General features: G+C 44.6%; 28 protein-coding genes. 16 read left to right on the top strand and 12 right to left on the bottom strand.

Going from position 1 to position 25,582, the window contains the following annotated elements; all coding sequences use genetic code 11:
• Positions 1–318: 318 nt before the first annotated feature.
• Both AC3A14_RS09480 and AC3A14_RS09475 read right to left on the bottom strand, forming a co-directional pair.
• A complete protein-coding gene (locus AC3A14_RS09480) occupies positions 319–984 on the bottom strand; it encodes an endonuclease/exonuclease/phosphatase family protein (RefSeq protein WP_318719024.1) in 666 nt (221 codons plus the stop codon).
• 62 nt (positions 985–1,046) lie between these two features.
• Entirely contained in the window at positions 1,047–1,883 is an 837-nt protein-coding gene (locus AC3A14_RS09475; protein WP_318735020.1) for an SDR family oxidoreductase, read from the bottom strand.
• A gap of 91 nt (positions 1,884–1,974) precedes the next feature.
• Here AC3A14_RS09475 and AC3A14_RS09470 point away from each other — a divergent pair, with 91 nt between their 5' ends.
• The gene (locus AC3A14_RS09470) at positions 1,975–2,289 is read left to right on the top strand and encodes a hypothetical protein (RefSeq protein ID WP_318735023.1); all 315 of its coding nucleotides are present in this window, start codon (positions 1,975–1,977) and stop codon (positions 2,287–2,289) included.
• Positions 2,290–2,391: 102 nt separating this feature from the next.
• On the opposite strand, the gene AC3A14_RS09465 is transcribed toward AC3A14_RS09470, so the two are convergent.
• Entirely contained in the window at positions 2,392–3,051 is a 660-nt protein-coding gene (locus AC3A14_RS09465) for a hypothetical protein (protein ID WP_318735027.1), read from the bottom strand.
• A 177-nt stretch (positions 3,052–3,228) separates the two neighbouring features.
• Here AC3A14_RS09465 and AC3A14_RS09460 point away from each other — a divergent pair, with 177 nt between their 5' ends.
• The 4 genes from AC3A14_RS09460 (at position 3,229) to AC3A14_RS09445 (ending at position 8,385) form a co-directional block, all read left to right on the top strand.
• Entirely contained in the window at positions 3,229–4,869 is a 1,641-nt protein-coding gene (locus AC3A14_RS09460; protein WP_487778984.1) for a tetratricopeptide repeat protein, read from the top strand.
• A 174-nt stretch (positions 4,870–5,043) separates the two neighbouring features.
• Positions 5,044–6,453 (top strand): cytochrome ubiquinol oxidase subunit I, encoded by a 1,410-nt coding sequence (locus tag AC3A14_RS09455; protein ID WP_318700723.1) that lies wholly within the window; start codon positions 5,044–5,046, stop codon positions 6,451–6,453.
• Between the two features lie 34 nt (positions 6,454–6,487).
• The gene (gene cydB, locus AC3A14_RS09450; protein WP_271939099.1) at positions 6,488–7,501 is read left to right on the top strand and encodes a cytochrome d ubiquinol oxidase subunit II; all 1,014 of its coding nucleotides are present in this window, start codon (positions 6,488–6,490) and stop codon (positions 7,499–7,501) included.
• 194 nt (positions 7,502–7,695) lie between these two features.
• Complete coding sequence (locus tag AC3A14_RS09445; protein WP_271939097.1) at positions 7,696–8,385, top strand: DUF3318 domain-containing protein; 690 nt, start codon at positions 7,696–7,698, stop codon at positions 8,383–8,385.
• 385 nt (positions 8,386–8,770) lie between these two features.
• Here the strand turns inward: AC3A14_RS09445 and AC3A14_RS09440 are convergent, their stop codons facing one another.
• Together AC3A14_RS09440 and AC3A14_RS09435 are read right to left on the bottom strand one after the other, a co-directional pair.
• A complete protein-coding gene (locus tag AC3A14_RS09440) occupies positions 8,771–9,403 on the bottom strand; it encodes a hypothetical protein (RefSeq protein WP_318735034.1) in 633 nt (210 codons plus the stop codon).
• Between the two features lie 6 nt (positions 9,404–9,409).
• On the bottom strand, positions 9,410–9,565 hold the full coding sequence (locus AC3A14_RS09435) for a hypothetical protein (protein WP_318719436.1): 156 nt from the start codon (positions 9,563–9,565) through the stop codon (positions 9,410–9,412).
• A 6-nt stretch (positions 9,566–9,571) separates the two neighbouring features.
• On the opposite strand from AC3A14_RS09435, the gene AC3A14_RS09430 reads away from it, so the two are divergent.
• Positions 9,572–9,706 carry a hypothetical protein gene (locus AC3A14_RS09430; protein WP_318701928.1) on the top strand — a complete coding sequence of 45 codons (135 nt, stop codon included), beginning with the start codon at positions 9,572–9,574 and terminating at the stop codon, positions 9,704–9,706.
• Here the strand turns inward: AC3A14_RS09430 and AC3A14_RS09425 are convergent.
• From AC3A14_RS09425 to AC3A14_RS09410, 4 genes are all read right to left on the bottom strand, one after another.
• Entirely contained in the window at positions 9,701–10,189 is a 489-nt protein-coding gene (locus AC3A14_RS09425; RefSeq protein WP_318701927.1) for a tellurite resistance TerB family protein, read from the bottom strand. The two genes, AC3A14_RS09430 and AC3A14_RS09425, sit on opposite strands and share 6 nt — an antisense overlap.
• A gap of 140 nt (positions 10,190–10,329) precedes the next feature.
• Positions 10,330–11,475: an iron-containing alcohol dehydrogenase family protein gene (locus AC3A14_RS09420; protein ID WP_318735037.1), complete on the bottom strand. Its 1,146-nt coding sequence runs from the start codon at positions 11,473–11,475 to the stop codon at positions 10,330–10,332.
• Positions 11,476–11,491: 16 nt separating this feature from the next.
• Entirely contained in the window at positions 11,492–12,010 is a 519-nt protein-coding gene (locus AC3A14_RS09415; RefSeq protein WP_318735039.1) for a Ycf51 family protein, read from the bottom strand.
• 340 nt (positions 12,011–12,350) lie between these two features.
• Positions 12,351–12,599: a hypothetical protein gene (locus tag AC3A14_RS09410; RefSeq protein WP_318735041.1), complete on the bottom strand. Its 249-nt coding sequence runs from the start codon at positions 12,597–12,599 to the stop codon at positions 12,351–12,353.
• 27 nt (positions 12,600–12,626) lie between these two features.
• On the opposite strand from AC3A14_RS09410, the gene AC3A14_RS09405 reads away from it, so the two are divergent.
• Genes AC3A14_RS09405 through AC3A14_RS09395 form a run of 3 tightly spaced genes read left to right on the top strand, consistent with a single transcriptional unit; the run spans position 12,627 to position 13,390 of the window.
• Positions 12,627–12,767, top strand: a complete 141-nt coding sequence (locus AC3A14_RS09405) for a hypothetical protein (RefSeq protein WP_318735043.1) — start codon at positions 12,627–12,629, stop codon at positions 12,765–12,767.
• A gap of 4 nt (positions 12,768–12,771) precedes the next feature.
• On the top strand, positions 12,772–13,065 hold the full coding sequence (locus AC3A14_RS09400) for a hypothetical protein (protein WP_318735046.1): 294 nt from the start codon (positions 12,772–12,774) through the stop codon (positions 13,063–13,065).
• Positions 13,055–13,390: a toxin-antitoxin system TumE family protein gene (locus AC3A14_RS09395; RefSeq protein ID WP_318735049.1), complete on the top strand. Its 336-nt coding sequence runs from the start codon at positions 13,055–13,057 to the stop codon at positions 13,388–13,390. The genes AC3A14_RS09400 and AC3A14_RS09395 overlap by 11 nt, the downstream gene beginning before the upstream one ends.
• Before the next feature lie 237 nt (positions 13,391–13,627).
• Here the strand turns inward: AC3A14_RS09395 and AC3A14_RS09390 are convergent, their stop codons facing one another.
• Entirely contained in the window at positions 13,628–14,338 is a 711-nt protein-coding gene (locus AC3A14_RS09390; protein ID WP_318735051.1) for a hypothetical protein, read from the bottom strand.
• A gap of 257 nt (positions 14,339–14,595) precedes the next feature.
• Between AC3A14_RS09390 and AC3A14_RS09385 the strand changes: the two genes are divergently transcribed.
• The 4 genes from AC3A14_RS09385 to AC3A14_RS09370 all read left to right on the top strand — a co-directional run bounded on the left by AC3A14_RS09385 (position 14,596) and on the right by AC3A14_RS09370 (position 17,908).
• The gene (locus AC3A14_RS09385) at positions 14,596–14,994 is read left to right on the top strand and encodes a hypothetical protein (protein ID WP_318735054.1); all 399 of its coding nucleotides are present in this window, start codon (positions 14,596–14,598) and stop codon (positions 14,992–14,994) included.
• A 416-nt stretch (positions 14,995–15,410) separates the two neighbouring features.
• A complete protein-coding gene (locus AC3A14_RS09380) occupies positions 15,411–16,709 on the top strand; it encodes a D-alanyl-D-alanine carboxypeptidase (protein ID WP_318735057.1) in 1,299 nt (432 codons plus the stop codon).
• 59 nt (positions 16,710–16,768) lie between these two features.
• A complete protein-coding gene (locus tag AC3A14_RS09375; protein WP_318701923.1) occupies positions 16,769–16,951 on the top strand; it encodes a hypothetical protein in 183 nt (60 codons plus the stop codon).
• Between the two features lie 30 nt (positions 16,952–16,981).
• On the top strand, positions 16,982–17,908 hold the full coding sequence (locus AC3A14_RS09370) for a DUF4351 domain-containing protein (protein WP_318735060.1): 927 nt from the start codon (positions 16,982–16,984) through the stop codon (positions 17,906–17,908).
• Positions 17,909–17,971: 63 nt separating this feature from the next.
• Here the strand turns inward: AC3A14_RS09370 and AC3A14_RS09365 are convergent, their stop codons facing one another.
• On the bottom strand, positions 17,972–19,687 hold the full coding sequence (locus AC3A14_RS09365; RefSeq protein ID WP_318735062.1) for a peptide ligase PGM1-related protein: 1,716 nt from the start codon (positions 19,685–19,687) through the stop codon (positions 17,972–17,974).
• Positions 19,688–19,829: 142 nt separating this feature from the next.
• Here AC3A14_RS09365 and AC3A14_RS09360 point away from each other — a divergent pair, with 142 nt between their 5' ends.
• Positions 19,830–22,331 (top strand): hybrid sensor histidine kinase/response regulator, encoded by a 2,502-nt coding sequence (locus tag AC3A14_RS09360; RefSeq protein WP_318735065.1) that lies wholly within the window; start codon positions 19,830–19,832, stop codon positions 22,329–22,331.
• Positions 22,332–22,406: 75 nt separating this feature from the next.
• Here AC3A14_RS09360 and AC3A14_RS09355 read toward each other — a convergent pair whose 3' ends face one another.
• Positions 22,407–23,438 carry a M23 family metallopeptidase gene (locus AC3A14_RS09355; RefSeq protein WP_318735068.1) on the bottom strand — a complete coding sequence of 344 codons (1,032 nt, stop codon included), beginning with the start codon at positions 23,436–23,438 and terminating at the stop codon, positions 22,407–22,409.
• A gap of 70 nt (positions 23,439–23,508) precedes the next feature.
• On the opposite strand from AC3A14_RS09355, the gene AC3A14_RS09350 reads away from it, so the two are divergent.
• On the top strand, positions 23,509–24,876 hold the full coding sequence (locus tag AC3A14_RS09350) for an AAA family ATPase (RefSeq protein WP_318735071.1): 1,368 nt from the start codon (positions 23,509–23,511) through the stop codon (positions 24,874–24,876).
• Positions 24,876–25,571, top strand: coding sequence for a Rho termination factor N-terminal domain-containing protein (locus AC3A14_RS09345; RefSeq protein WP_318735073.1), 696 nt, complete (start codon positions 24,876–24,878; stop codon positions 25,569–25,571). Before AC3A14_RS09350 ends, AC3A14_RS09345 begins: the two co-directional genes overlap by 1 nt.
• The last annotated feature ends 11 nt before the right edge of the window (positions 25,572–25,582 follow it).

Here is a 25,582-nt window from a genome sequence, read left to right as displayed (position 1 = left end):
AGCTTTTCGGAATCGTAGAGTGTAGACAAGGCAGGCGATCGCGCCATTTTTTCTGCATATCAATTCCCAAGAGTATGCATATGGGCAAAAATGAGATCGCCACACCCTGTATCACTGAGTATACCTTAGCTCTGGAAATTATTAATAATAGAAGAAACCGGAGAGTGACAGAAGAGGGTTACAGCGCTTCGCGCTGCTATGAGGTACATTGTTGATCGTAGATTCGAGTTGTCATTGCGACCGCAGGGAAGCAATCGCCAAGATTGGGGGATTTTGCGATTGCTTCATTCCACTTCGTTCCATTCGCAATGACTGATCTCAATGAGACTGTACTCCGTTACAGCGCAAAGCGCTGTAAGTATTTTGGTCTTCTAGGGGAATCTGCGCCAAGGCATCTAACCAAGGGCGATCGGAACTCGAACCTTGGGCTAACATTTGTCTGGGTTGACTTTGGGGAGAGGCATTAAAATCTCCCATCAGAAACCGATAAGATTGTTTATCTAGCCATTGATTTAGTTGATTTAAAATAACTTTTGCCCCCAAATTTCTGGCTAGGGCACTGTTATAATCTAGGTGCGTATTCAAAATAATAATCTGTTGATTTTCGGCGCTGATAAATTTCCCCCAAGTAACAAACCGTAGTTGATGATTGCCCCATTCTGGGCTGATGCTACCGGGAATCTCTGGTGTTTCGCTTAACCAAAATTCACCGAATTCTAAACAAGTTAGGCGCTGGGGATGATAGAAAATCCCGCAATATTCTCCGCCACCATTCCCCTGGCGATCGCGCCCGATACTCTGATATTCGGGTAAGCGACGATGTAGATCGAGCATTTGATGGGCTAAACATTCTTGAGTTCCCAGAATATCGGGTTGCTCTTGGGAGATCCACCCAGCAACAGCCTCTCGTCTCAACTGCCAATTAGAATTCCCTGGGTCAGGTTTATCGTAGCGAAGATTAGCGGTAATCAGTTTAAGTTTCATGAGGGGATAGAAATAGATTGTAGGGGCAAAAAAGATTTCGCCCTTACTTGTGCTACTCAAGGTTAATTGAATTGGCGATCGCTATATTGAAACGGATAGCCAGCATCCTTAATTTTCTGATTGGAAACCCAAACATTATAGGGTCTAGGATCGGGTAAGCTGGCATCCCAAGTAACAGCAGGATAGTGATGTAAGCTCAATAGGCGATCGAGAAAGTTTTGGCGAGTTAAATGGGCATCATCGACTAAATTATAAATACCGTGCAACCGGTGCTGGCAACTGTGGCCGATCGCTCCCACAATATCCTCTAGGTGAATCCAATTGGTGGCTTCTTGTCCCGTTCCAGGACGAGCGGTTCCTGCCATGGTGCGATAAATTTTGATGAGTTCCCGGTTCGGACCGTAAATTCCCCCAAGACGAAAAATACAAACTTTACGATCTGGAGTGTGGGCATTTAGGAGAACCCGCTCCGTTTCGGCTAAGATTTCACCATTATCAGAGACAGGAGCAACTGGGGTTGTTTCATCGGCGCTGTTCCCTTGGCGATCGCCATACACTTGATAACTGCTTGTATAAATGATCTGTTGAACTTGGGGTGCAGTTTCCAGGGCAGAAACTAGACTTTGAGCGGTTCCCAAATAGGTATCTCGATAAGCATCTGGGCTGCGGTTGGTGCGTTTTGCGCCTACGCTGAGGAGGATAATCTCTTGGTCTTGGATAATTTTCTTTAGTTGTAAGCGATCGCTTCCTTGTAAGACCATAACCTGATTCGCGATCGCCTCTAAATCCCTTACTCGCTCTGGTGTCGTCGTCGTCACCGTTACCTGATGCCCTCGATCGAGCCAATATCGACTACAGGCACTTCCGACATAACCACATCCAATAATTGCAATTTTCATCCCTAATTTCCACCTTGGGCCTCTTGAATAAACTTCACAATTTGTTATATACTAAAAAAGTATTGGTAGTAACAAGCAGGGGGTACAATGAGTGACTCAGACCATCAAACACCGCACTGCTGCTGTTATACCACTGACGGAAACGATTAACGTCCATACCGATCTTTCTCCAGAACATATTCCTGCACTCAGAGCAGGCTTTGCGCTCTATCCTTCTAACCCCCGATGGAATATCTTTAAATTCCGGGCTTGGCGGTTAGGGCGGCAATGGCGATATGCCCTGCAAGCTGGAGAAATGGAGGTTTGTTCAAGCAACCGTCTATTGGTGAGAGCAGCTCATAACCCACAACCAGAAGAAGAACCCTCAGACAGGCGGTTCTCGCCGAAAACATTATTGTTAGCTTAACCCTGTCTCTTGTTAATCTCTATCTGGACAACTGAATCTGGGGCACTTTTATCCGTGCCCCCCCAATGTACGAATGCGAGAATGCAGCGTTGCATCCAATCCTTAAAATAGGGGTTGAAAAGAGTTGAAAAAGGCCTCGATATCTAGCGCTTTGATCTGAGTGTTCTGATACCCTACTCCTAAGATATAAATGCGATCGCCCATCACCATCATTCGCAGTTGAATATTCTCTTGCCCATCATTTAAAACTATATCCTGTTGATTATCCGTTCCCATCGTCTCTTGAACGGAAAAACCGGTATCTTGAACAATGGTATCCAAGACTTGAGCGAGAATTGCCTCACCTTGATGGGCAATTTCTGTTTGTGGATCGGAAAACGCCACAATAAAGCGAGACTTTTCCTGATTCGTCGTCAAGACATCAAAGGCTAAATTGCCCACCAGAGTAGGCATTGACTGTTGTTCGTGGGTAGAAAGACCTGTGGGCATCCAGACTTTGAATTCTCCTGCCCGCGAAATGAAATGTTGCCATTGTAGTTTACCCGTATCAACAGTTAAAAGGGGGCGATCGTCAGGAGAGGCTTGCAGTCGTTGAACCTCTTCTTGCAGTTGTTGATAACCCTCTTGAAAAAATGTGGGACGGTTAGGATTGGCAAATTGGGCTTGAACGGGAGAAAGACTAAGTAACCAAACACTCCCAGCACTAATCCATCCTGCCCCCATTCTCCAGGCGATCGCTTGACTCTGAAACGGTGAGTACATACTATTCTCCAAGATTAGGCTCATTGAATTATAGCGCTGGGCGCTATAGCTATTTTAATCACATTTTGACTACTGACTCCCGGACTGACGTGATAATCTTCTCCATTTCCGATTCAGCCCAATCCAAAAACTGCTAATCTATCAAAGAGGCTAAATGTGCAACAAGATGGGGAGATCATGAGGCAGCTTTGGCAATGGTTCAAGAGTTTACTGGGGCAAATCTTTAATCCTGGAGAGAAGATCTTAACCGGGAGTTCCACAGAATCCGATCTGCATCAGAGTTCATCAGAAGAAGTCCTTTCGCGTCTGAGTGAAGCAGATTATGAGTTTTTATTTCGGCAATTAATGGAGGGGGTGGATCGGGGATGGCAAGTAGAGAGGGTGGAACTCTTTTTTGAAAAATTAGGCGATCGCACTAATTCGGATCAATGGCTAGACTGGTTAAGAGAATATCGCGCTCGACTATTAGGAGGGCGATCGGCTCAAACTCAGCAAGCGACTCAGATGATGAAAGTTGGGGAAATGGTGCGATCGCTCCCCAAATGGCAATTGGTAGGAGAAGCTATCTATGAAATAGGACTGCAACTGCGCTTACGCTCCCAAGGAAATTCTCTATGGGAATATATGACTCCGAGCGTAACGGTTAATTCTCCTTCAACGGTTCCCGATTCTACTCCATCAGAACCTTTATCAGAAACGCCTCCACCTCAAAACCCAGCTTTAGATGTTATTGCCAGTGCCCCCCCTTCTGAAACGCCTCCAGGAAAGGTGGATACGGTTGATGTGGAAGCGAGTGATTCTAAGAGTAGTCCTTTATTTTACCCAGAAGTTGTTTCTGATTTATGGGCCGATCCCCCAGAAACTTCCGCATCAGAACCGGTGAGTGAAGTTCCGCCGGAAGCCCCTGTACCAGAACCGGTGAGTGAAACTCCACCGAAAGCCTCTGTACCAGAACCGGTGAGTAAAGTTCCGCCGGAAGCCCCTGTACCAGAACCGATGAGTGAAGCTCCACCGGAAGCCCCTGTATCAGAACCGGTGAGTGAAGTTCCGCCGGAAGCCCCTGTACCAGAGCCGGTGAGTGAAGTTCAAGCAGAAGTCGCTACTTCCATAGAGGATTATATTCGACAACAACCGGTGATTAACCTCGCCTACACTGCCCATGGAAAACAATGGACAGAAACCGTGAGCCTGAATGAATTGTTGGAAAAACTAACTGAAATGCCCAACTTGATGGGGCAATTTTCGCAGCAAGTGGGTATCAATAGTCAAAATCCTGAAGAAATTGTAGAAGCGATTTATCAGCAACTTTATCAAATTTATCAACAACATCAAGCCAATGGCACAGTTGATGAAGCGACTATTTTGTTTAACCAAGGGATGCAACAAGCCAAAGGGGGACAATATGCCAATGCGATTGCCACTTGGGATCGCGTTCTAAGTGAGCAACCCGGATTTTACAAAGCCTGGTTAAATCGGGGTAACGCTTTAGTGATGTTACGGCAACCCCAAGCGGCGATAGAATCCTATGAAAAAGCTTTAGAGTTACAACCGGAACTGTATGAAGCGTGGGGGAATAAGGGGGTTGCACTGCTGAACTTAGGCAAATATGGTGAAGCGATCGCGGCTTTTGATGAAGCCCTTAAGCTCAAATCCGATTATCATGAAGCCTGGGATAATCGTGGATTGGCTTTACGGGAACTGGGTCAAATTGAAGAAGCGATCGAATCCTTTGATCGAGCCATTTCCATTAACCCCGACGATCGATCTGCCTTAAAACACCAAGTTGAAACCCTGAAAATGCGCGGATCTCAAGGATAAATCGGATCTCTTGGATCTTGGGTTCAGGCGATCGCTCCGTGCCTCTGTGTCGTAATCAAGAAGAGTTAGAAGATTCTGTAAATTTTCTTAAAGTGTTCTTCCAATCCCTTGCCCAAATTCCGAACTATCCGTTATACCAAAAGAGACAAAATTTACTGAACATGCAGGTAGTTCATGGATTGGCTCTCAGATACGGTAACGCTTTCACGCATTCAATTTGCCTTAACTGCAATTTTTCATATGCTCTGGCCCGTTCTGACGACAGGCATGGGTATTTTCCTGGTTATCCTGGAAGGTCTATGGCTGAAAACTGGCAATCCAGACTATTATCGTCATTGCCGATTTTGGGCTAAGATTTACGTCCTCAACTTTGGGATTGGAGTTGCTTCTGGACTGCCCATGGCCTTTCAGTTTGGCATGAACTGGGCCCCGTTTTCCGAAGCGGTGGGCGACTTTTTTGGCACAGTACTCGGTTTTGAAGGTACGATGGCCTTTATGCTCGAAGCCAGTTTCCTCGGTATCATGCTGTTTGGTTGGAATAGAGTTCCCCCGGTTATTCACTATATCTCTACGATTTTAGTTGCCTTTGGAGCGAATCTATCTACGTTCTGGATTTTATCAGCTAATTCTTGGTTACAAACTCCCGCAGGTGGGGAATTTATCGATGGCAAGTTTGTGGTTCACGACTTTTTTGCCGCTATTGCTAACCCCTTTATGCTTAACAGTTTCCTACATATGTTTTTCGCTACGTTGGAAACGTCGCTATTTGTGATTGGTGGCATTAGTGCGTGGTATTTGATTAATGGTCGCAATGTTGCCTTTTTTAGCAAATCCCTGAAAATTATTTTAGCCCTGGCGATCGCCGTTGCTCCCTTACAAATCTTTATCGGTCACCTGAGTGCCGAACAAGTCTATCACCATCAGCCGACTAAACTCGCTGCCATGGAAGCTCAATGGGAAACGATTCCCGCAGGAGAAACCGCCGGATGGAGTATGGTGGCACTTCCCAATGGAGAAACACAAGCCAATGATTGGGAAGTTAAGTTTCCCTATGCTCTGAGCTATCTATTGGAGCTAAAACCCCAACTCTCTGAACCGGTTTATGGACTCAAAGAATGGCCCTATGAAGACCGTCCCCATATGGTGGGATTAGTGTATTATTCCTTCCGCATTATGATTGCGATCGGGTTATTCTTAGCCGCTTTAGCCACAGTAACTGTCCTGCAATGGCTTAGAGGTCAACTCGCGGAAGCGAAAATTACCGCCCAAAAATGGCTGTTACGAGGCTGGATTTTTGCTGCTCCCTTGGGCTATCTTGCCGTAGAAACGGGCTGGATTGTGCGCTGTGTGGGAAGACAACCCTGGACAGTTTACGGCGAGATTCGTACCGTAGACGCGGCTTCTCATCTGCCTCCTGGAGAAATCCTTACCTCTCTAGTGGGAATTACCAGTATTTACATCTTTTTCCTGGGATCTGCTCTGTATTTTGGCTCTCGTATTATTCGCAAAGGTCCCAATTTAGAGATTCCGTTACCCAGTAATACTCCAATCAAGGATAATTCTGGCTCACCAGTTACCAGTTAGCACTCTTTTTCCTATTTCCCATTCCCTATTGATTATGGAATCTCTAGAATATTTTCTTCCTCAACTGTGGTTTTTCATTCTGGGACTTTTTCTGTTCCTCTATGTTCTGTTAGATGGCTTCGATCTGGGGGTCGGGATTCTTTCGATCACCTCATCTTCTGAAGAAAGGCGATCGCTCCTGATGACCAGTTTAGGTAATGTGTGGGATGCGAACGAAACCTGGTTAGTTCTGATGGGAGGTTCCCTATTTGGAGCTTTTCCCCTTGCCTATGGAACAGTCTTAAACGCCCTCTATCTCCCGGCAGTGATCATGGTGGTTGGCTTGCTATTCCGGGCCGTTTCCTTTGAATTTCGGGAAAATTCAGAACGCAAGTTTTTCTGGAATTATGCCTTTGGTATCGGTAGTTTCCTCGCTGCCCTGGGTCAAGGATTTGCCCTAGGAACGGTGTTTGAAGGCATTAACGTGGATGCAGCCGGACATTTTATTGGCGGCCCTTTTGACTGGTTAACCTGGCGATCGGTCTTAGTCGCCTTAACCCTAATCCAAGGCTATGTTTTGATTGGCTCCACCTATCTGATCATGAAAACCACAGGAGAGCTACAACAAACCCATTTCAAAACCGCTAAAATTGCCACGTTGACCACATTCTTAGGTGCGGTGTTCATTACGATTAGCACCCCTATCTTCTATGATTCTGTACGCTCTCGGCTCTTTGAACCGCCTCAAGTTTACCTCTTTTCCCTCATCCCAGTAGCTTGTATTTTGCTGGTGTTCTTGCTTTACCGTAGTCTCCAACAAGAAAGGGAGTTCACTCCATTGTTATGGACCGTCTTGCTATTCTTTTCCTCTTTTTTGGGCTTAGGATTCTTGATTTTCCCTTACATTATTCCTCCGAGCATCACCATTTATCAAGCTGCCTCAGACACTAGCTCATTGGTGTTTATGATCATCTTTGTGGGCTTCCTGATTCCAATTCTGTTAGCCTACACGCTTTATAACTACGTAGTCTTTCGAGGGAAAATTACCACAGAATCCTACGGGGAGTAGGAGGATGGGGAGGATAGGGAAGACGCGGAGACACAGAAACACCTTGCTCCCCATTCCCTATTCCCTATTCCCCATTCCCCATTCCCTATTCCCCATTCCCTATTCCCCATTCCCCATTCCCCATTCAGCCATCGTCCAAGATATACTCAACATAAGACGATCTACTTATTTTGTCAGATTCTAGGGCAAGCGATATGAAATCCTATGCAACCTCCTCTGCAAGAGCAGAAATGAATGAACTGCGCCGCTTAAAAGGCTTATTACCGCCAGAACTGCAAAGTTGGGTGATCGTAGAGGTGGCAACAGAAATGAACCCTCCCCTAGTGCGATCCGAAGAAATTGGCAATGATGAAGTTGAAATTCAAATTGATTTAGCTAAATGGGATCAACTGGCGATCGACCAACGAAATTTGCTTTTTTGGCATGAAGTGGGGCGGATTCAGAATGATACGATTCCCAAAGATGGTTGGGAAATGGCAGCTCTAGCCATTGGTTTAGGGGGAGCTGTGGGAGAGCTTTGGGTACAAGATGGCTTACTGCTCCTCTTGGCACTGGCGTTATGTGGGGTTTCTGGCTATCGTCTCTATCAGAAAAATAACCCAGAGAAGACCCTACAAGAATCGATTCAAGCGGATGAAAAGGCGATCGCCTTGGCAACTCGCTTTGGCTATACGCTACCCAATGCCTACAAGAGTCTGGGCAGTGCCTTGAAGATCTTGATTGAACAAAACCCGAAAAAACGCCAGCGCAGCCGTTATGAAGCCCGTTTGCAAGCTCTGAAGCGCAGTGCATCGAAGGCAAAAGCCAGAGCCAAGGGTAAAACTGATGCTCCCTTTTCTGCTGAACCGGAAGCTGATTATCGCTCGGAAAATATCTTTGGTTGAGTCTCAGGCGTAAGGAAACGTCAGTTTTGGTTAAGGGGGCGATCGTTATAGTTATTTTAATTAAGGATGGGACACAACGGTAAGAGCAAATGGCGTTTACTCCTACAGTCGTTCAAGTTGTAAACCCATCATGATTGTCCCAATCTTAATTAAAACGACTATAGTTGTGATTTGGGAGGAGCAAAGGGAGTAGGCTAAAAGTGGGAACTAGAAACTCCTCCTTTGCTCCATGTTTAGTCTAGAAGAACTTTTTTGTGATGTCGTTCGTGTAGCGTGCCCGACAGGGCTTAGACTTCTGGCAAATTTTTGAACCTCTGTGGAACACCCACCTCCTATCAGCTGGTCTCTTCTTGAGCGAATGAATGACAATTATTATCACTTTTCATCAAATGGACAGTTGATTTTCCGGATTTGAGATGAGTTTCTGAAAAGGAGTGGCTAAGATGCCAAGAATTTTGGCAATTTCCTTAATATAATACTCATCTAGATCGATAGCAGCAACTTGACCATTGAGGGTCAAAAACTTCCACAGCGTTCCGGTTGTAACTGCACCGAGAATTAGACCGATATTATTGGTTGCTGCATTGAATTCCCTGGCTGCCACCATCTCGGCAATACATTGGGCCAGTCCCCCTTTAATATTTTCATTTTTGGCTTCTACTATAGTGACTATAGGTGCTTTGATTTCGTAAAGCTCCGGTGAAGCGGTCAAAATATAATCGCAATAGCCGTGCAATCCTTTTTCTGGTTCAACGCTGAATTCAGTCCCGGAAAAAAAGCCTATTTGTCCCTGAAAGCTGCGACGAATTTCGAGAAGAACAGGTGCGATAATCAGTTCAGATCGAGCTTTTTCCGTGTTCGTTGCATTAGCGAGGGGGATATTTTCTGCCAAGGTGATGGATAGGCGATCGCTCGGCTGACGTGGTTTAGTTTGAGCAAAAAGATTTTGGCTTTCGTCAAGCTCAAGTCCAAAGGTGCTTTGGATGCTGGCAAGGGTTTTAAAGCTGCTGTAGGACATGGGACGCTATTGAGCTTTGGCGTTAAACTTGAGCGATCGCAAGACAATTATGCGTTCGGGATAACTGAATTCTAGCATTTCATACCATTTCTCTTTAATCTTGCAACTAATCGATCCCTGAGAGACAAGGGGCTGGGGCCCCTTTTTAAAGCGCATCATCATAGAGAAATGGTATCAGAGATTTCCTCAGCATATCGGGGTTTGCTAGAGCAACCGATTTTGACGGGGAGAGGCGATCGCCGCTTACAGCAGAGTCCAAAGCCAGCGATCGCTCCTTATAACGCCAATTCTACGGATTTATGACTCGAAAAATTTAGCCAATTCTTGAGTCAAAGTATCCACCATCGTTTGGTCTTTAGCTATCTCTGTAGCTGCTTCCTGGGCAATAGTAGCGGCTTCTTCCGGGGGCAAATTCACTAATTCAACCAACTTTTTATACGCTTCTTCCTCTTCAGCATTAATCAAATCTTCATCAGGAGTACGGGCGCTAGAGGCAATTACTTGATACCCCAATTTCAAGGCAACTTTACGCTCTTCAACGGTCTCTAACTTCGGAATTAACTCCTCTAGAGGCAGATTTTGCATCATATAATCCCGTAACTCTTGTTTAAGTGCCTCCTGTTGCGTTGAATTTCCGGGAGCAAACAACTGACTAAAGCGATCGAGCATCACATCCACTTCTTCCGTGGCTAACTCCCCATCAGACCACGCCATGGCCGTAACCACACGCAATACATTCATCTGACGGGGCGTAATGGGAGGAGGGGGTGGGGGTTGCACAGCCATAAGGTCTCCTTATTGGTGGTGAGTTGTAATTTCACATTATTACCATAATCGAGAAGGTATAGGCAATTGGGAGGCAAAAGGCAAGAAGCAAGAAGGAAAACCCGGTTTTCCTATTCCCTATTCCCTATTCCCTATTCCCTCTAATTCAGGGTCGAAACCATGGCTGCCACCAACTGATCTGGATTTACGGCAAAGGGAAGATGATGGATATCCGAAGATGCAGCACAGGCGATCGCCGCAGCTTGCCGTAATTGAGCTAATGTTACCTCCGCTAAACCCAAGTCTTCTAAGGTTTTGGGTAAACCAATTTGATCGTAAAACTGAATCAACTGTTGGCGAGCAGAGAGAGCTAAATGATTATTTTGAATCATTTCTTCTAGGCGCAGTTGCACCAAAATGCCATAGGCAACTTTCTCCCCATGGAGGGTCTTATGATTGGTGCAAATATGAGTTAAACCATTATGTACGGCATGGGCTGCTACGGTGCGACATTGAGCGCCCCCCAAGCCGCCACTCACTCCCGCCATCAACACGCAAGCATCGACAATTTGTTGCCAGGTCTCACTTCCAGGATTTTGCAGTCCTTCTAGGGAATGTTGCAGAAGGATATCGCGCAGAACTCTAGCTTGTTGCACGGCTGCGATAATTAAAGTTTGTTCCGAATGACCGCTACTCACAGAGGATTCATACCATTTGGCGATCGCATCTCCAATTCCGGCGACTAATGTCCGCTTCGGAGCAGTGAGCATCAGATTGTAGTCCAGGATCAGCAGATCGGGACAGCGCTCTAGAGGAACATCATAGAGAAATGCCCCCCGATCAGAATAGACATTCGAGAGAGCAGTCCAAGCGGCACAGGTTGCTCCAGAAGTGGGTAGGGTGGCGATCGCCAAATGGCATTGATGGGCAACCAATTTAGCCGTATCCAAGGCTTTACCCCCACCGACACCAATAATAAAATCAGCTTGATGATCGGCTACCACTTGGCGTAGGGTGTCTAAAGAGGTTTCGCTACAGTCCGGGAGATAGGAAGCCGTTTGAGCCGTTAACCCTTGGTCTTGAAGAACGGGAAATAGACGCTCTTTAATCGCATTCAAAGAGCGATCGCCCCCGATTACCAAGGGACGCTGACCTAAAGCCGCTAATTCTGGGCCACATTCGTCTAAAATCTGCGATCCTCGGATCGCTCGTGCTGGTGCTACATGAATGGTTATCCGACTGGCTACTGGAGCGAGCGAGCGCAGCAAAGTTGTAGAGTCAGAAGTTAATGGGGTGGATTGGATCATCTATAGCATCTCCTAATTAAGAAGGATTTAAAGTCTGAAGTAGGTTTAGTTGTTGTTGGTTAATTTCTACTTTAATGTCTCGATCTTCCTGATAGACCGATTGTTCAGCTTTTCCTAAATAGATCGGTTCGGATATTTGGGGTTCGGGGTGGATAATAGTGCGTGCCAGTACAGTAGGGAGATCGCCCTCTGTTGTTGGTCGCCCATAGGAAAAGAGGTTCATGGCTGCTTGTTTAAGAGTTGCTTCTAATTCCGATTCCGTAATTTGGTGCGGTACGGCAATCACGGTATGAGTTGCGCCATTGTCGAACACCAGAGAGTAACGCACTGCTCCGGGAACGACGGTTCGGGTAAAGGGAACTAAGCTTAAGGCAAATACACTGACGGTTAAGACCACCATAAACGAACTCACACCAACAAAGCGAAAGCGAAACCCCCACTTGAAGATAAAGCAAAGGACGGTAAAGGCAATAGTGACTCCAGTGGCGATCGCAAACCATTCTGAAGCCTGTAAAAAATCTGCGGTTGTGGGCATGGCGATGTTATCTTAAGTTACGTTTAGCCAAAACCTATCATAAGTCAAATCCATTAAAAATGAGGGCTTTTTATGTTACGTTCTGAACTATTGAAACAATTACAACAGCTATCGCGCTTAGAGAAGTTCAAGGAAAGTTGAGATTAAGGATAGTGAAAAAGGCAATGCTGACTCCAGTGGCGAAGGATAAATCGTTGGCAATTGTGAGCGATCGCCCCTGGTTGGGGGGGCGGTAAGAGCTAATTATCTCCGAAAATTAGCTGATACTTATCCAACTGGGTAGATAAAATCGCCGCTAATTCATCAAATGTAATACAGTGGATATGCTGAGAATTAACAATTAATTTTTTGCTTCGCCAATCCAATCTCCTTTTTTCTCTGGGTTCGAGATATCGCTTTTCAGCAAATAAAAAGGTTGTTCGGGTCTGAATTTCTGAATATTCGATGTCATCGGGGGTTCTGGGGAGAAGTTTTCCAGGGAGGCTATCGCCTTTAAAACCCGTTCTCTCTCTTCTGGGGATAGGACATCTAAACCCGCTAAAACGCTGGGATTAATTTCTACGATAGTTTGAGTTATTTTTGTTTCCATATTCTCGGTTATTGTCGGGGATTTGTTTTGATTTTAGCAGATATTTGGGGGCGATCGCCCCTGGGTGCAAATGCAATATTGCCTCTGGTTGGAGGTGCGGAAAGGGATAGGGAGCGATCGCCATTCCGAGATGGCTTTATACTGAAAGGGGAAAGTATGAAGCGGTGACAAAATGGCAGAACTTATTTTCAAAACCGATAACCCAGAGGGAGTGAGGGAACTGGTTAAAAAGGCGATAGCCGCCGAACTCTGTCGGTTAGAAAACAGCCAAAGACTTGCCAGAAAGCGGCTGGATTATTTTGAAGAGAAATATCAACAGCGATCGAGCCAGTTCCAGGATAGACTGGCAGCAGAAGATATGGAAGGTCGAGACTTAGAATATGTCGAGTGGATGGGAGAATATCAGTTTTTTTTAGAACTAGAGGAAAAAATTAAGAGTCTCAAGAGTTTAGAATATGTCAGTTAATGAATATATTGATTCGGTTAGGGGAGCGCTGCAAAGATTAGAAGATTATGGGTTGGTGGAGGCAATCGCATTTAATTCTGAAGTCAGAGCTGGTGGACAAGCCCTTTTAAACATCAAAATCACCCTTATCGATAAATCACAACTCTATATCCGGGAGTATGTCACCACCTCTGCCAGCAAACATGACTTGAACCGAGTCAGCTATGCTTATCAGTATCAGTCTGAAGATACCAGCTTAATTTTTAGATATGACAATGCACAACATAAACCGGCATTAGGATTTGACGAACATACAGCGCTTCGCGCGGTAATAGGTAATAGGTAATAGGTAATAGGAAAACCATTTTTCACGCTATAATGCCCATTCTTCCGGCTTTTCATGGGAAGGCACTCTCAAGGAAAATTTCGATTACTGTACCTCATAACATCGAAAAGTGCTGTAAGCATACCAGAGATGAAACGATTATCCAGAATAAACTACCCATGATTGATGAAATTGTGGACGAGGTGATTGATAACTTCACTTAACTGTTATTTGTAGATTTACTACTCATTAGTAAATCTATGTTTCTTCCGGGCTAGATAATAATCTCAGGGTAGGATTGGCGTAAAGACTAATTTCTGTAACTGTTTTAGATTCAACTTGCTCTTGATTTATTTGATTCTCTATTTCGCTAGTTAACCAGTTTAGAAAAGCATCTTTGCACTCTTTTTTGAATCTCAGTTTTTTAGATTTGGGTGGATTGGGTTGTGAAGGGTTTACCGATGGTGAATTAGATTGATTTTGCATCTTGTTAGAGCCAAGTAGATTTCCTAAACCCATCAAATTCGCTGCTTCTTTTTGCTGGTAATCTTCAAGCCAGTTAAATGGAGAACATTCCATTTTGGTTAACAGTAGCTTATAAAATAACGGTTTTTTATTGGTATCTGAGTCATCATTCCGATCTATATTGAATAGTTTATCGGTATGAATAGTGGATTGACTTTTAGCTCTCGCAATTAAAAGCAGAATCAAAGCTAACTGGACTGCACTACCTAGCACCAAAGGAATTAATTTAAATGAAAGGGAAGTTCCCACCAGAGTAATTGGGGCGGTTTCGGGAAATATAATATGTGCGCCTTGGACGGTTGTTGACCAACTAATTCCTTGAAATACACAGAGAATACTTGTAATTGGATCGTTAGTTACCAGCTTAAGTGTTGTGCTAATTTTAGCTCCTAATTTAGCAATCTTGTTAGTTGTATTAGGCGAGTTTTGGTTGTGAGTATCCATGACACTTTTATTTGAATTCAATAGTTGTATTGATTTTTTGACAAAATTGCCGAACTAAACTAAATAGCAATATGCATCGCAACATATTTTTGACAATTATTCAATTTTAGCAACTCTTAGTCTCGGCATCCTTTCCCCGGAGGATTTTGCCCGCTCAAAATCTAGTGTAAACAAAATATTCCAGATCTGTCATTTAGTTAAAACTAGGAACTACGCTAGAATATGACTAGGAAAAATTTTCAACGGGAACTTGGATTATGGCTTCTACCGACGATCTCTTTGCCCAAGCCTCACAGGAATGGGACTTGGAAACTCTCTATGCAGACCTAGCCTCAGCCAAGGGCAAACGGCTAACTCCCACTGAAAAGCTGCACTTGCGGGGGTTGCTTTGCGGTCACAGTCCGGCGGAAATTGCTAATAAGTTGGGTAAAATTCCTAAAGGTGTGGAAGCGGATTTATGTAACACTTTGTATCGCTATGTGAAAAGTTTGGTCGGTAGAGAAAATGGCAAGGTAGATAATTGGCGCAATATTTGTGAATGGCTGCATGAAGCGGGATATAAAACTCAATGTTTAGCGCCTCTGTATCAAATCAATGATTGCTTATCTTTGGATTTGGTGGTGAAGAAAGCCAATATAAAAATAGAGCAAAATTAACTCCTGATTGACATTAATATTAGACTAGCAGCTCCGTTATCTTCAGAGAATGCAGAGGAAGTGTTAGAAATGTGCGATCGCCCCCCAGAAAACGATTTAAACTAAGCCAACTGGGCGTTACAACCGCTTCAAAATATCAATCGCTCTTCGGTTAACCTAACAAATGGGGGCGGGTTTGCGCTTTTCATGGATCGTGAAGATGAAACGTTGGGCGATCGCAAACCATTCTGAAGCCTGTAAAAAATCTGCGGTTGTGGGCATGGCAATGTTATCTTAAGTTACGTTTAGCCAAGAGTTATAATACAGCGCATTCCGCTATCGCGGACATGAATGCGCTGGGGAATAGGGAAAGGCTGTAGGGGCTTGCATATTTTTCGCCCCTACTCAGGAGTGTTTTTCTGAACGGGAGATCGAGCGTGTTGGAGTGGTTAAGTGCAATTCCCCTAGCCTTGTGGTTAGATCGAGCAGGATTAGAAGATGTTTTGCAGATCCCAGTTACTTGGCAACAAAATACGTCTCGCTGGGTTCTGCATTCCGATCGAGGGGTTAATCTAACAGAGTTGATCGACCCTTATCTGAACAGTTGGAGTCAAAAAAGTCTCGGTCAAAGCTATCAGGGCCTATGGCTACAATCAGGAGAACAAGTTTTATTTGAGCATCAGGGGACCACTCTTTTTTCTGGCGCTTCTTTAACCAAGGTGGCAACCACGTTAGCCGCTCTGAAGGAGTGGGGCCCCTATCATCAGTTTACGACTCAAGTGGCGATCGCGGGTGAAATCAACGATGGTGTGGTTGAAGGAGATTTAGTGATTATTGGAGGTGGCGATCCGCTCTTAGTCTGGCAAGAGGCGATCGCGATCGGTCAACAACTTCATGAATTAGGAATTACCGAAGTAACAGGCGATTTAATCATTACTGGCCCCCTGTGGATGAATTATGAAACCGATCCAGCAACGGTGGGGGCACTCTTCTATCGCAGCATGAATGCTCATCTCTGGAGTAGCTATGTAGAAAATCAGTATCGCAGTTTACCCCATGATTTACCGCGTCCCCAAGTGGCGATCGCCGGTTCCATTCGCTCCCAGGAGCTACCCCCAGCTAACTTAACTCCAGTGTTGCGTCATCAGTCCCTCGCCCTCCTGGACATCCTCAAACGACTGAATGTTCATAGTCACAATTTCTTGGCCGAAACTCTAGCCGAATCCCTAGGAGGAGACGATCGAATTGAAGAGATGGCGGCTGGTTTTGCCGGTATTCCCTCGGATGAAATTTACCTGATCAATGGATCGGGATTGGGAGTTGATAACCGCATGTCTCCCCGTGCTTCCGTCTTATTACTGATGGCAATACAGCGTTATTTACAGTTGTATCACCTCAGTATTGCCAATGTTTTTCCGGTGGTCGGTTATGATGGAGGAACCATTAGCGATCGCCAGCCTCCTCAGTATAGTATCGTTAAAACCGGTACATTATCAACCGTCAGTGCTTTAGCTGGAGTCATTTTTACCCGCGATCGGGGTTTAGTTTGGTTTAGTATTATGAATCAAGGCTGGGATATTGAAGGCTTTCGCGTGCAACAGGATGAATTATTGCGCCAATTAGCTCAAAATTGGGGCGGTGTTAACGCTCCTCCAGAAACCCTACACCCTAAAACCCAGCTTGCTTCATCTCTACGGACTCTTGGGGATTTCTCCCGTCATCAAATCCTTTGGTAAAATAGCAGTCAATCTGCTATTACCGATTACCCATTACCAGCGCGTAGCACTATAATTCTATGGGACGCAAAGCTAAACTCAAACATCAACGCCATCAACCCCAGACTCCAAAACCTCAGCCGGAGTCTGTCCCTTTAGACACGACCGATTTTGTCCAAGACCTGCAACAACAAGGCTATCAATTCAAAGAGAGTGTAACTGCACCAGAGATTCCCCAGGATCAGATTAAACCGCAGTTATGAAAAATTGACAGATTGTCTTGCCTTGAACTTATGTCTAAAATGATTGACCACGATCGTTTATTTAAAGAATTGCTCTCAACGTTTTTTGTTGAATTCCTTGAATTGTTCTTCCCTCAAGTCATCGATTATATAGACACTCAATCCATTATTTTACTGGATAAGGAAGTATTTACTGATGTCACCGAAGGAGAGAAACACGAAAGCGATTTAATTGCACAAGTCAAATTTCGCGGAAAGCCCTCTTATTTTCTCATTCATGTAGAAGCACAAGCCAGTTCACAAAAAGACTTTGAGCGACGAATGTTTGTCTATTTTTCTCGCTTACATGAAAAATTTGCCCTACCCGTTTATCCCATTGTCATCTTCTCCTACAATATCCCTCTCAAGGAAGCCAAAAATAAATATCAAGTCACCTTTCCTGATTTGAAGGTTTTAGAATTTAAGTATCAGGTTGTGCAACTCAATCGTCTCAATTGGCGAGACTTCCTCAATCAGCCAAATCCCATCGCTTCTGCTTTGATGGCTAAAATGAGAATTGACCCCCAAGATAGACCCAAAGTCAAGGCCCAATGTTTACGATTATTAACGACTTTGAAGCTAGATCCAGCCCGGATGCAGTTAATCTCAGGATTTGTGGATACTTATCTCAAGCTGAATACTTCAGAAGAGATAAAATTTGAACAGGAAATTAGCACATTTACTCAACCCGAACAGGAGGCAGGTATGGAAATTATCACCAGTTGGATGGAAAAAGGTATCGAACGAGGCATCGATCAAGGATTGATGCGAGAGAAAGAATTAATTATCCGTCTGATTAAGCGTAAATTAGGCGAGATTGATTCTGAACTGGAAACGGAAATTAAAGCCTTAGAAATTGATCGAGTAGAAGCGTTGGGAGAAGCCTTACTCGACTTTAATTGTGTTGACGATTTAATCGCCTGGTTCAACCAAATGTAGGAATAATCGGTTTCCCAGCACCGATTACCTAACACGTTTGATGTTGGCGAAGCCGAAAGTGCTTTAAGGATGAGTGAGAGGATTGCTGACAACGTTGGACTGCGGTGAAATTGGAGTTTTAGCGGTTCCAGTATAGAGTTGGGTCTCTTGATCTAAAACCGAAATTACGTTTTGATAACAGAGTTCACATTGGGCTAAAGAATCGCCGATATTGGTTAATCCCAGTTTGCCAAATTCAGACAAGGTTCCCATTAAATGAAATACGGTTCCGGTTTCAGTTCCCGTGTCAAAATGAAGATTATGATGGGCGATAATATCGATTAAATCATGGGGCAATAATCCTTGATAACGTTTGTTTTTCAAATTGTCGGTCGCTAGATAGTATTTCGGCCGCCCTTTTTGGCTATAAAATAAGCCATCCTCAGAATTATAAAAGCCTCCGGTCAAATATTGTAAAGTCATAAATGGATGGGTTGTGCCTCCACAGCGCAGATTGATTTCAATGGCAAATACATCCCAATCGGAAGAAGCCTTATCTCCAGAAGGAACGACGATAAAATCAATGGCAAAACGCTCTAAAGCTCCTTTTTCGGCTAAGTTTTGGCCAATTAAGCGGCCAAATTTCTGGATTTTAAGGCGATAGGCTTCGTCGGCGGGAAATTGACACCCTAGATAAATTTGTCCATCAGGACCGCCTAAAATTTGGTCATGGGTGGAGAGGATTTCTACGGTTCCTAAGGGGGTGATTTGGGCTTGGACACTGGGCGATCGCTTTTTGTCTCCTTCAATAAAGGCTTCGACAATAGCGCCTAATTCGGGAATACGGGAGCTAAAGCTGGGCCAGGTTTCTCCAGGGCCTTGAAATCTGAGATCCTGAAACTGGTTTTTAATGGCGCGGACGCGATCGCCATGGGAAGCCTTTCCCGGTTGATAATCAGCAATGGGAGTTAAATGGAGTAAGGCATTGCCTTCACCAGAAAAGCCTTCATTGAGCTTAATAACCATGCGCTTTAGATGGGGTTGTCGCTCCCATAACTCGGCGGATGCTTCGGCTAAGTCTGGGCAGTTCCACACAGAATAACAGCCATCGGGATGGGGAATGTTACATTGGGCAAAAATTTCTCGACTGCCCGATTTTGTGCCCCAATAGAGTAAATTGGGATCGCAAGCAAACAGGGGAAGTTGCAATCTGACGGATAATTCCCGTTCCCAGGAGGTGGAATTAAAACACACCATATAGGATCGAGGGGAACGGAGCGATCGCCGAATTCGTTCGATTAGACGGGGACGGTCTAAAATTTTTTCCGTTAGAGATTTACAGGAGCGATCGTAAGCGGAGAAGAGTAACAGGCGATCTCTAGCATGGGAAAAGGGAATACCGGGTAAAAGATGGAGATAATAATCAATGATAATCTCTGGTAGGGGTTCAGAGGTGACATAAATGAGGCGAGTGCGAGGATTTTTTAATCGAATCAGAGAAAAGAGCATCCGTTCTTCGTAGTGCATTACCCCTTCAACTTTCTGAAGTTCTTGTTGATCTAAGGTCAGAGACGGAATAACCAAGATATCATAATCATCAGGTTCGGTTAGGTGCGAAGTCTGCCAAGTCGGGGGGATAAAACTCCGTTTCGCTGGCGCGATCGCATTTTGATCGACCCTTTGAGGTAACTCACAACTTTGATGGGAGAGTGAATTTCGCCATTGAGTTTGAAGATATTGAAATTCCTCAATGACATCTGGTCGATCTTTACATTCGATGACGTGGTTAGAGTGGTGCATGAGGTTAACCCCACGATAAGGTCTAAACAATAGAACCTTATCAGATCGGATGTCTGCTATTTGATGAATAATCTTTGAGCAACTTTTGAGCAACGACCCACCCTTTTACACTCAAGTCTTTTCTGTCGATCCCAGGTGAATTATGATCATCGAAGATGAAGAACTGCGGCAACTTTATAAGGTCTCTAGCGAGGAACACCTGCAAAATCTAGAGGCAGGTATTTTGCACTTAGAGCAACACCCAGAGGATGGGGAAAAACTTCAAGAAGTGCTGCGAGAAGCTCATACCCTCAAAGGAGACTCGCGCATGTTGGGGGTGAAGGATGTGGAATCTCTCGCCCATCAAATCGAGCAAGTGGTGGGTAAACTTAAAGAGGATAGTACCGCACTTCAGGGAGGAATGGGCGATCGCCTCTACTATGGTTTAGATGCCATGGGCAAAATTGTCCAGGAAGCAGTCACTGGTGAGCCTTCAGGTATTCAAGGCTATAAAGTGTTGGCGGTACTCATGGGAGCAAATATCCCCGAAAGCCCCACTTTTCAAGCTGAACCCCAGCCAGAGCAAACAACAGAGGTAGCAGAAGCAGCACCGGAACCCAAAACCGAACGAGAGGAGCCAATAGAGCTAGAAGAAGCAGCATCTGCAATGGAGGTCTCCCTTCCCGAACCGGAGTCGAAACCCCAGCCAGAGGAGCCACCAGCACCACCAGAAGTGCCATCTGCACCGGAGGTCTCCCTTCCCGAACCAGAACCCGTAGTACAGGAGCCACAAGAGCCTGTAAAACCGATCTCCGTTTCCCCTCGTCCTCCTGTCCCCGCGTCCCCATCTCCCCCACCTGTTCCTCAACAGACAGCCTCAAAGCAGGAAGCACCGATAGTCAGATCCAATTATCGGATTGAGAGTGTGCGGGTTGCGACTCAAAATTTAGATGATTTGATGACGCAAACGGGAGAGTTAACGGTCAGTAAAATCCGCATGGCTCACCATATCAATACGATGAACGATATGGTTTCTTTGTGGGAAGAGTGGAACCGGCAAACCTATGGCAATCTAGGGTTTGAGCAGAGTCTAGACAAGTTGCAATCGCTCAAACAACGCCATGAAGAGTATTTAGAAGAGATGGGGAAACTGTTAAATCAGTTGCGATCGCGAGCCTCCGAAGATGTAGCTCGCTTAGAGGCGATCGCCAATCAACTCGATTCTGGCATTCGCACCCTACGCCTGTTGCCATTATCCACCATTTTTAACCGGTTTCCACGTTTAGTTCGCGATTTAGCCAAACAACAAGGAAAACAAGTTAACTTAATTCTTGAAGGTGCAGAAACGAAAGCCGATAAACGCATTTTAGAAGAAATGAAAGACCCTTTAATGCACATGATCCGTAATAGTATCGATCATGGCATTGAAACTCCTGATGAACGTATTGCTCAAGGCAAACCAGCCCAAGCAACGATTCATCTTAGAGGATCTCAAATTGGCAATAGTATTATTATTGAACTTGAGGATGACGGTCAAGGCTTAAACCTTGACCACATTAAACACACAACTAAAGAAAAAGGATTGCGGCGACCTGAAGAACTTGAAGCCATGACCGATCAACAAATTCAATCTCTCATTTTTGCCCCTGGTTTTTCCACTCGACAGTTCGTAACCGAAGTTTCTGGACGCGGTGTTGGCTTAGATGTGGTGCGTACCAATGTTGAACATTTGAAGGGAAATATTCATGTTGAATCGACTCCCGGTAAAGGGTGTAAGTTTACCATTCAACTGAGTACCAGTTTAGCCACGGCTTCCGTGTTATTGGTCTCAGTTCAGGATTCAACCTATGCCATTCCGGTGGAATTTGTGAAGACCACTTTGTTGATTCCAGAGCATCAAATCTTTGCGATCGAAGGTCGAGATACTTATGCAATGGGAGATCGGCCGATTTCTATTGCTAGACTCGAAGAAATTTTAGAATTATCCTCTTCTTCTGAATCTGAGTCTGAGTCATACATCCCTAAAACGAGGGAACTTTTGCCTTGTCTTATTCTGCAAGTCGGGCCAGAATTATTAGGAGTAATTGTGGATGAGTTGCTCGATCAACAGGATATTATTCTTAAACCCCAAAGTCGATTACTGCAACGGGTACGTAATATCTCCGGGGCGACTATCTTAGGCACGGGGGAAGTCTGTATGGTTTTAAATCCCCAAGATTTAATCAAGTCAGTCCAGAAGAGAAATCTCCAACGTAAAATTCAGTCGTCACAGGTAGTAAAACAAAAAGAAGAGCATCGAAAATCAGCCGTTTTATTATTAGCAGAAGATTCGATCGCCACCCGCACCCAAGAAAAACGAATTTTGGAAAGTGCCGGTTATGAGGTGGTCACAGCGGTGGATGGCTTGGATGCTTATAATAAGCTCAGAGGTCGTCATTTTGATGGTGTGATTTCTGATGTGCAAATGCCCAATTTAGATGGATTATCATTAGCAGCTAAAATTCGGGAGCATAAGGAATATGCCGATTTACCGATTATTTTAGTCACGTCTTTGGCTTCCGATGAAGATAAACATCGGGGCGCAGAAGCTGGGGCAAGTGCTTATCTAACGAAGGGAGGGTTTAGTCAGGAGTTGTTATTAGAAACAGTACGGCGTTTGGTGTAGATGTTTCCTTCTCTCTTACAGGAGCCGGGGAAAAACGGGTTTACCCATTACCTATTACCAATGCAAAGCGCTATGTTACTGGACTTCAACCATTTTAGTTACATTAATCAAGGTCTTATCGCCGCGTTTAAGTTGATATTCCCCGCGCCAAGTTCCTGGAATCAGGGGGCGATCGCGGGTATTTTTCTTACCAGCATAGGCTAAAATGATGCGATTGGGGCGATCGCGCACTCTTGTTCCATCACTAACCACCTGACCCTGGGGATCGATGACCCGCAACTGTTCCTCATCTCCTTGCAACACTCCAAACCCATGCACCCAGAACACTAAAGCCTCCCCTTGTACCGATAACTGCTCGTCGCGAAACTCACCCGACCATACCCGATCGAGATCCGGCACTTCAGTGGCAAACCCCGCTCGAATTAACCCCGTCGGTTGATACTCAATATCCGTACTCCAGAGGGAAGTCCCCGAAACATTACATCCCGGCTCCGCTTCCGGCCCCACAAACGGATCGACCACATTCCCCTGATACCGCACTGTCAAATGCACATGGGGAAACGAAGACTCTCCCGAAGACCCAACCATTCCCAACACCGTGCCTGTTTGTACCTCCGTTCCCGGTTGCACTACCACACTCCCCTGGCGTAAATGACAATATTGGGTTTCCCAACCCTGGCCATGATCGATGACCATACCATTGCCACAATTAATCCCTTCAATCGCCTCTAAATCTGCCGGAGAAGTAATCCGCCTATCTTCGATCCCATCCCGTACCCGTAACACTCGCCCCGGAGCAGCCGCCAGAACCGGTACACCTTGCTGCATTGCCCATTCATCCGGAATCCCAAAATCCGTTCCCGAATGACCATCATCCGTCATCCGCCCACATCCCACATCCACATAACCTGGCCCTGGATCGCGGTCTACATAGCGCAGAATATAACAGTCCTCTCCTAAAGAACACTGAATCGGTTGGGCAAATTTCGGCCAAGTTTGAGTTTGGGCCTGACTATTGCCATTCAATAGGCTACAACTGGTAAATAGGATTACGCCTACAACCATCAACAATATTGTGGATACACGGTTGAGTCTTAAGAGCTTCATAACCAAAATCAGGGTCTAAGTGCGGTAAGATACAAATTATTCCTACAATTATACTCTCCGTCCTAATCTCATGACCCAATCTGCACTCCAGAGAGCTTGGTTATCTCTTCCCGAACAGGCTTCAGAATCTAGTGTTAACCAAAATTTTATACCCGTTTTCTTAGACTCCCTAGGATTTACTCAACATGAATATTGTTGTGAATATTATATTGGTAGAGGTAAGCATAAGGTTGATTTTGCAGCTCGTCAAAACACGGACACTGATAAATTTGCTCAAACTCGCCAAGACCCCTTTTTAATCATTGAAAGTAAAGGACGGCATATTAATTTTATGCATCAAACGCCCTATAAAAAGACTGTCGATCAACTCAAGTATTATCTAGCTTCTGAAGCAACTTATTGTCAGTCTGTGCGCTGGGGTATAATTACGAATGGAGATTATATTCAATTATTTCGCAAGCATGGCAAGGTTGTATTTCCGGTGACAAAACTGATTCAACTAAATGCAGAGAATATCGATCAAAAAATTGCTAATATCAAACAACATATAGAAGTCCCGATAAGAGCATTATTTATTGCTCTCTATAATAATAAAGGTGGAGTGGGAAAAACCACAACTACCATTAATCTGGCCGCTACTCTAAATGGAGTCTATCATAAAAAAGTTTTAGTGGTTGACTTCGATCCTAATCAGAGAGATCTGAGCAAAAACTTAGCGATTAAAGCGGCATCAGAATCTTTATATGATTGCTTAGAGGACTACAGAAACCATCACATTGTCAATGCTATCTCGACCTATAGAGTGAAATATCGTCAGGGAAAAGAATATGGGTTTGATGTCATTCCTGCCGATCAAAAATTTCTGCATCTAAAAGAGCAAGAATTGACGGCGAAGGTAACGAGAGGTAGATTAAGTCAGTTGTTACATTCATTGAAAAATGAATACGATTACATTATTATTGATGCACCAACGAATTGGAAAATTTTTAGTCAAGAAGCTATCATTACCACAGATGTTGTGTTGATGCCGACTCAGTATAATAATCTGGCCTCTTTAGAAAATGCAGCAATGGCAATATCGGAGTTGTTTCCAGAAGTTGGCAGACAAAAACGGGAAATATTTTTTCCTGATTGTGCCGATCCAATTGCTTTACCCATTTTTTACAATCAAGGCAGTGCAAAAATTCCAGAGCCTCAGAAAGTTCAAGCACAGAAAGCGATTGAAGAAATTATTGATAGATATCACAAGCAATTGGGATTAAATCTCTTTCCTTATTTCTTTCCTAAATATAAGCGATCGACGCAAAATAGGGATGTTTTTACCGTGAATAACTATGCTTATATTGCGAACGGTGCTTTTGCTAGAAAACCAGGGGTTTATCTGCATAAAACTGTTTTGGAGAGTTACAAAAAGTTAGTGAGGGAGTATTTTATCTAATGCAACAGGAAATTGGCGCTCTAATGTACCTTTATTTAGAGGAAATTGAACCGGGAGAACCGGTAAGGATGCATGAGTTTCTGATTAAAGAGACTGCGAAGGCAGTCAGTCAGGCAGGCGATCGCAATTGGCTCCCTATTGTCGTCAAACAAATCGGTCAAGATAGCTACCAAGTTATCAGTAATATGTTCGCCTATGCCGTCGCTGAAGAAGCGGGTTTAGAGAAAGTCTGGTGTATCATTGCCGATGATTCAGAAGCGACTCAAACTGCCTCTGAGCTACTGTCTCAAGAGCGCTTACCGAAAATAGACTTAGCCACGGCAACGGTTGACGACATTCAACGAGGATTAGATTACTTAATTCATCGTGAAGTTAATCCCTTAAAAGGGGTAAAATTTGCGGTTGCCACTAACCGTATTTTTGAAGCACCTCGCCACCATTGGCAGTCGAGTTTAATGGAGGTGACGAAGCTCAAGTGTGGCATCACCAAAGGGGCAAAGTTGAATGTATTTAAGGAAGTCTTCTATCTCTGTGCTCAACCCACTCCTACTGTAGAGGAAACACAAACCGAGATTCAGACAACCGATCTGAAGAGTTTGACGGTTACTGAATTGAAAAAAATCGCTAAAGAACGGGGATTATCAGGTTATTCTAAATTGAAGAAGGCGGAGTTAATTGAGTTGTTAAAAACGTAAGTGGCGATGCT

The organism is Roseofilum sp. (genome assembly GCF_982964205.1).
This window is presented reverse-complemented; position numbering and strand designations above follow the sequence as displayed.